5 protein-coding genes and 1 tRNA gene are annotated in these 6,333 nt (G+C 68.6%); 3 read left to right on the plus strand and 3 right to left on the minus strand.

The window, feature by feature from the left end:
* A partial coding sequence (locus E1218_RS34470) for a hypothetical protein (protein WP_202866357.1) occupies positions 1 to 703 on the minus strand: 703 nt, incomplete at its 3' end.
* Between the two features lie 178 nt (positions 704 to 881).
* Between E1218_RS34470 and E1218_RS34475 the strand changes: the two genes are divergently transcribed.
* Positions 882 to 1,484, plus strand: coding sequence for a TetR/AcrR family transcriptional regulator (locus E1218_RS34475; protein WP_132327237.1), 603 nt, complete (start codon positions 882 to 884; stop codon positions 1,482 to 1,484).
* A 1,341-nt stretch (positions 1,485 to 2,825) separates the two neighbouring features.
* On the opposite strand, the gene E1218_RS34480 is transcribed toward E1218_RS34475, so the two are convergent.
* Positions 2,826 to 2,899: transfer RNA gene (locus tag E1218_RS34480), tRNA-Gly, on the minus strand.
* A 386-nt stretch (positions 2,900 to 3,285) separates the two neighbouring features.
* Between E1218_RS34480 and E1218_RS34485 the strand changes: the two genes are divergently transcribed.
* Both E1218_RS34485 and dcd read left to right on the plus strand, forming a co-directional pair.
* Entirely contained in the window at positions 3,286 to 3,726 is a 441-nt protein-coding gene (locus E1218_RS34485) for a MarR family winged helix-turn-helix transcriptional regulator (RefSeq protein ID WP_233712669.1), read from the plus strand.
* A 298-nt stretch (positions 3,727 to 4,024) separates the two neighbouring features.
* A complete protein-coding gene (gene dcd / locus E1218_RS34490; RefSeq protein ID WP_132327238.1) occupies positions 4,025 to 4,600 on the plus strand; it encodes a dCTP deaminase in 576 nt (191 codons plus the stop codon).
* A gap of 45 nt (positions 4,601 to 4,645) precedes the next feature.
* On the opposite strand, the gene E1218_RS34495 is transcribed toward dcd, so the two are convergent.
* A complete protein-coding gene (locus E1218_RS34495) occupies positions 4,646 to 6,100 on the minus strand; it encodes a hypothetical protein (RefSeq protein WP_132327239.1) in 1,455 nt (484 codons plus the stop codon).
* Between the last annotated feature and the right edge of the window lie 233 nt (positions 6,101 to 6,333).

Raw genomic sequence — 6,333 nt, forward strand, 5'->3', positions numbered from 1 at the left:
GGGTCGGGTCGATACTGACCGGGGCGGGCGCTGGGGCGACCGGCGGCGCCGGCTGCGGCGCGACGGGCAGTGGGGTGATGCGGATCGGGGCGACTGCCGGGCTCCGCCGGCGGAAGGTCAGCATCAGGCCGACGGCGAGCAGCACCGTGCCTGCACCCAGCACCAGCAGGCAGATCCCGAAGGCGCGGTCGATCTCGACGCCGAACGTGACGTCCGCGCCCACGGCGGGGGTGCCGTCCGCGTTCATCACGACGACGTCGTACCGGCCGTCCTGGATCGGCCAGGCGATCGACTGCCTGCCCGCACCGCCGGCCCCCGCGGCCCACCAGTCGAGCTGCCCCGGCGGGGTCAGCCGGGCGGTGCGGCCTTGCATCTCCTGCGCGGCGAAGGTCGCCGGCGGCTCGAAGCGGATCAGGCGACTGTGGTGGGCGCCGGACAGATAGTTCGCGACGTCCAGGTCCTGACCGACGCCGACGAAGACGGGCCGGTCGGCGGAGGCGGTCACGTGCAGGGTCGGTCCGTGCCGGTCGAGCAGGTCGGGCGCGGTGATGACGGCCAGGCCCTGGCTGCTGAACTGCCGGCTGCCGGTGGTGATCGTGTTGTCCGGGCCGACCAGCCAGAAGGCGGCGACCGCTCCGGCGGACGTGATCACGAGGCCGGCCAGAGTCAGCAACAGGCCCAGGGCGGTGCGGGCGAAACGCATGAAGAGCTCCCGTTGTACGACGTGCCCGGTCCGCGGCGGGTGGACCAGGCAACGGGGTCCCCACAGGCGCGATATCGCACCCCGTAGTTCTCCCGTCGCCCTGGATAACTGATCGAACAAGGATCTGTTACTGTTTCATCAATTAACGAACGGCTGTTCATGAATTCGGGGGTGCCGAATGGCCCGGCCACGGCTGGTCGGCGACGACGCGATCCTGGACGCGACCAGGCAGGTACTGGCCGAGCTCGGCCCGGCGAAACTGACCCTGGCCGCGGTCGGTGCGCGGGCCGGAGTGGCTCCGCCGACCCTGATGCAGCGGTTCGGCAACAAGCGCGGGCTGCTACTCGCGGCGGCGGCCCGGTCGGCGCGCCTGGTGCTGGCGGCGGTCGAGGAGGCCGAGGCGCGGAACACCTCGCCGCTGGCGACCCTGCGGGACTTCGCGCTGACGGCCGTCGCCCACATCGAGCACCGGGAGCAGCTCGGCAACGGGCTCGGCTTCGTCCAGCTCGACGTCGCCGACCCGGAGTTCCGGCAGCACACGCTCGCGCACTCGGCCGCGGTCGTCGACAGCTGCGCCCGGCTCTACCTCGCCGCGCAGGAAGCCGGTGAGCTCCGGCCGGACACCGACGTACCGGCCCTCGCCCGGCACACCTTGGTCTGTCTCACCGGCTCCCTCCAAGTCTGGGCCGTGAACGGCTGGGGCACGCTCACCGATTTCCTGATCGAGCAACTCGACCTGGTGATCGCGCCGCACCTGACGTGTGCAGGGCCGCGGTGCTGACGTGACCATCGTCAGCGGTTGGGCGCGACTTCGGCACGATGTGCCGATGTGCCGTCGCTCGTAGTTCATGACATCGAGGTACGACGGAGCCCGTCGAGCGCGGCGGCGATCGGCGTACTGACCGCTGTCTTCCCACTGCTCTATGACGGCAGGCTGGGCACGACCGCGCCGGCGCGGTGTCGGTGGTCCCAGGACGAGCACGCGGGCGACCGGCTGCTGGTGGGCGTCGGACTCTTGCTTGCACGAACAGCCTTCCGTTGTCGCGGTGCCGGGACCACGCCACGCTCGCCGCTGGCATCACCACGCTGCGCCCTCGACTGGTCCCGATCGCCATACCGCTGGCGGTCGGGGGTGGTGGTAACCCGGGTCGCCGCGATGCATCGCATGGCCGAATCGCCGTACCTCTGGGCGGGCCGACCATTGCCTGAGTCAACCGTTTGATCGAGCCGAAACCCGGCTTGTCGGAAGTGGGGGACCATGGCAACAGAACGAGAGCCAGGCCGTCCGGCCTGGGCTCAGTCATGTCCTGACAAATGGAGCGGGTGACGGGAATCGGACCCGCAGTGTCAGCTCGGGAACTCAATTGTCCAGCTCGGTGCTGTGCACGTGGGCGGCAGGTGGGAAGCGAGTGACCGCAGTTGACCGTCTGTCGCAAAAAACCAGGTCGTCTCGTACACCCTCGGCCCGGGTACGGGCGACCGTCCGATCGGGCACGGATCGGGCACGACGTCTACCGATCCAGGAGAAGAGTGGCTGCTAACGGCGGCGCAGAACGGTTCGGTTCTCGCAACCCTCATCAGGTTGTTCCGTTCCTTCTTCTGCCAGGTCGAAAGTAACAATCCCACGTTCGACCGAAGTGAAGCCGACTGGCGCGCTTTGAGACCTTCTGAGACTGTCTGACCTACTGACCCGCGACCTGCCATGGCACGAGTGATGGAACCGTGCTGGGGCGATGGAACCGCGATCCCTGCCGGTTTGGGCGCCCGGCTTCTGGCAACAGGAGGTGGAGCAGCTCCGGCGCTCGGTTCGGAACACCGGAGCCTGGACCGTAGCCACGGCGACGACCTGGAGAAGTTCAGCGCTAGGCACTTGAACGCTGAGACAGGGTCGCCGTCACGGCTGAAGTCCTGAGAGGCAGATTCTCACGCCGCTGCCCGACAAACCAAGTCGGGCAGCGGCGTAGTGTGCTGGCACCGCTAGGCAATCGCGGCTCGTTGCGTGTCTGACATGAGACGGCCTTCCGGTGGCCACCAAGCACGTAATGGGCACGAGGACGGATGCTCATCACTGAGATGACGAAGCCCCAGGTGAGGAATTTGCCTCTGACCTGGGGCTTCTCGCTGGAGCGGGTGACGGGAATCGAACCCGCACTGTCAGCTTGGGAAGCTGATGTTCTGCCATTGAACTACACCCGCACTGCCTGCCGGTGGACCGGCAGGCGCAGACGAGCATAGCGGATGGGTAGGGCGCGGGCCACGGTGGGTCCGTGCGCCGCGACCGGATCGGGTGGGCCGACGGCCGGGCAGGGTGGACCGGGCGCAGGGGGGTGCTCGTGCCGGCGACCGGCGGTTCGCGCGTGCGCCGGAACTGATGCCGGACGCATCGAAAAGAGCCCGCCCGGCGGTTTGCGCGGAGGGTTCCTGGGCAGTTTTCCACAAAGGGTGCGCCCAGGACTGGGCAGGCCCGTCATCTTCTGGCAGATTAGAACGCGTTGCCGGGGGCAACATTCGACGCAACGTGAGGATGCGGTCCTCACCTGGACCGGACAAGATGGTTGCGGGGCAACTGGATGAAGGGGTGAATGGTGGCAACAGACACGAGTGACGCGCTGGACAACCTGGAGAAGGAGCTCGTCACGTTGGCACGGCGGCTGCGCGGTCTGCAGCGGACGCTGTCCGACGAGGCGCATCCGGATCTGGAGCCGGCGCAGTACGCGTTGCTGAACCACGTCGAGGAACTGGCGCCGGTGCGGATGGCCGACCTGGTGGCGGCGCTCGAGGTGGACAAGGGTCCGGTCAGCCGGGCCTGCGCGCGCCTGGAGGAAGAGGGTCTGCTGAAGCGTGCGGCCGACAAGTCCGACGCCCGGGCGACGCTGCTCACGCTGACCGCGGCGGGCAAGCGCAAGCTCGCGGCGGCCCGGAAGAAGCGGCACAAGGTGATCGAGGAACTGCTCAAGGACTGGTCGCCGTCGCAGGTCAAGACCTTCGCGACCCAGGTGTCGCGGTTCAACAAGCTGGCCTGACGTTCGTTGCCTCAGGCCCCTGAGGTCGGCGGTACGCCGCAACGGTGCCGGACGACCGGGGGTACGACGGCCGCACGGACGGCAACTCGGGGAAGCCCGGAGACGTGGTCACGCCGGGGAGCTGAGGGCTCCGGACGATCGGTCACCGGGCACCGGGACCGCAGGACCGGACGAGCGCGTTCCACCGCTCGTCCACAGCAGGACGACGGTTTCCGGGCCGCTGCCGGGGGAGTGGCGGCCAGGGCCGGGGTGCGGCCTGCAACTGGGCCGACGGGGCGAGCGCTGCTAGGTTTCCTTCGTGCTGCTCTCCGACCGTGACATCTTGGCCGAACTCGACGCGAAGCGGGTCCAGCTGGACCCGTTCGACGCTGCGATGGTGCAGCCGTCGAGTGTCGACGTACGGCTGGACCGGTTCTTCCGGGTGTTCGAGAACCACAAGTACCCGCACATCGACCCGGCCGAGGAACAGCCCGACCTGACCCGGATGGTCGAACCGGAGGGCGACGAGCCGTTCATCCTCCATCCCGGTGAGTTCGTCCTGGGATCGACGTACGAGCTGGTGACGCTGCCGGACGACGTCGCGGCCCGGCTGGAGGGCAAGTCCTCGCTGGGCCGGCTCGGCCTGCTCACCCACTCCACCGCGGGATTCATCGACCCCGGTTTCTCCGGCCACGTGACGCTCGAGCTGTCGAATGTGGCGACGCTCCCGATCAAGCTCTGGCCCGGCATGAAGATCGGCCAGCTCTGCTTCTTCAAGCTGTCGTCCCCCGCGGAGCACCCGTACGGCTCCGCGAAGTACGGCTCCCGCTACCAGGGCCAGCGCGGGCCGACCCCGTCGCGGTCCTACAAGAACTTCCACCGCACGGACATCTGAACGACGAACGGGCCCGGTCGACCAGGGCCCGCTCGCTTCAGCTCGTCAAGCGGTGGGACTCAGCGCGATGAGCGCGCGCTTGTAGTTGCCTTGCACGTAGACCCCGCCGTACTCGGTGACGGCGTGCGGTGACCGCAGCTTTCCGTCGTACAGCGACATGACCGAACCGTTCGCGTTGGCCGGACTGTTCGTCTGCGAGCTGGGGTCGGACGACTGCGACGAGCCCGGCGTCCCGCCGTCCGTCGGACTGGCGCTCTCCGGCGGAGCCGGCGTGCTGACCTTCACGTCCTCACCGGTGGCGGCGTCCATCAGGACCGGCTGTGCCTCGGTCTGCGCGTAGATGATGCCGTGGAACGCCGCGGTGACGGACGGAACGACCCGGTTCGAGGCCTTCTCCGTGTAGCCCCAGGCCTTCTTGCCGGTGGTGTCGTCGATGCCGATGATCTCGTGATTGCCGTCGGCGGCTCTGGCGGTGCAGACCACCGCAGTCGCCTCGTCGCCGAGGCAGCCGAAGTTCATCGTGCCGTCCTGGACCAGCCCCTTGATCGGCACGACGGCGCCGGTCGGGATGTCGACGGCGTACACGGTGTTGTTGTTGTCGGCGTCGCTCTTGCGCGTGGTTCCGCTCAGGTACGCGCGCTTCGAGCCGTGGCCGGCGACGTGAAGGACTGCCTGGTTGGTCGGCGTCCGCTTGGTGATCTTGCCGGTGGCCGCGTCGGCGACGAGGATCGTGGCCTCGCCCTGGCCCTGGGCATTCCCGCCGTTCGCGCCGGCGACCACCCCGTTGAGGACCCCGGCGACGTCGAACGAGGGGATCACTGTCGACTTCTGCGTCGTGGGGTCGGCGTACACGGTGAAGGTCGCGCCGACCTTCTGGCGTCCGGCCTGCCCGGCGGGCTTCAGGCCGATCGCGACCTGGCCGGTGGCGGCGTCGTACGCCTGGCCGACCACATCGTCGACACCTTCGCCGGGGCCGAGCGCTGCCGTGAGATCGGTGACCACCTCGGCGACCTTCTTGCCGTCGGCGGAGTCGATCCACTGGAACAGCACCTGTCCCTTGGCCTTCTGGGTGCCGTTGCCCTTGTCGTTCTGGACGTAGGCGATCGCGACCACGTCCTTGCCGTCCAGCTGGACGCCCACCGGTCTGGTCAGGGCCACGGTCTCGGTCGTGGTCGCCTCGGCGGCCGGAACCATCCAGGGCTCCTTCTGGGCGGCGATGTCGCGTCCGGTGACGCCGGTGAGACTCGCCACCAGCGTGCTCCGGCCGACCATGCCGGTCCCGACGCCCTTCTGACCTTCGAGTGCGAACGCCGATGCGGCGGCGAAGGCCTTGGGCGGATCGAACGACGCGATCGGCGGCGGGGACGGGGTCGTCGCCGAGCTGGCGCCAGCGCTGTCGGGCTTCGAGTCGGAGCTCTGGTCGTCGCTGCCGCCGCATCCGGCGAGCAGGACGACAGCGGCGGTGGCGGTGGCGGTGGCGGTGGCTACGGCAACGGCCATCGGACGCAGCATCGTTGGTTACTCTCCCAGGTCGACCGAGAATGATCGCCTGAACGCTAGCAGTGTCCACGGGTCCCCACCCGAAGTTATCCACAACCCTGCACGAACCTGCGAAGTCAGGCGGCTCGGGAGCGATCAGGACGGCTCCGAAGCCGGATCTGCCGGTTCACGGCGCTTTGTTCTCGGTGGAAGCCCAGACCTTCCGCCCGGTGGTCATCGGACGACCGACAGGC

The organism is Kribbella turkmenica, assembly GCF_004348725.1.
GTDB lineage: Bacteria > Actinomycetota > Actinomycetes > Propionibacteriales > Kribbellaceae > Kribbella > Kribbella turkmenica.

What these genes read in the sequence shown, in the direction of transcription:
- E1218_RS34485 (WP_233712669.1), top strand. Translation starts at nt 3,286, where the DNA reads ATGGTGGCAACAGACACGAGTGACGCGCTGGACAACCTGGAGAAGGAG.
- E1218_RS34475 (WP_132327237.1), top strand. Translation starts at nt 882, where the DNA reads ATGGCCCGGCCACGGCTGGTCGGCGACGACGCGATCCTGGACGCGACC.
- E1218_RS34495 (WP_132327239.1), bottom strand. Translation starts at nt 6,100, where the DNA reads ATGGCCGTTGCCGTAGCCACCGCCACCGCCACCGCCACCGCCGCTGTC.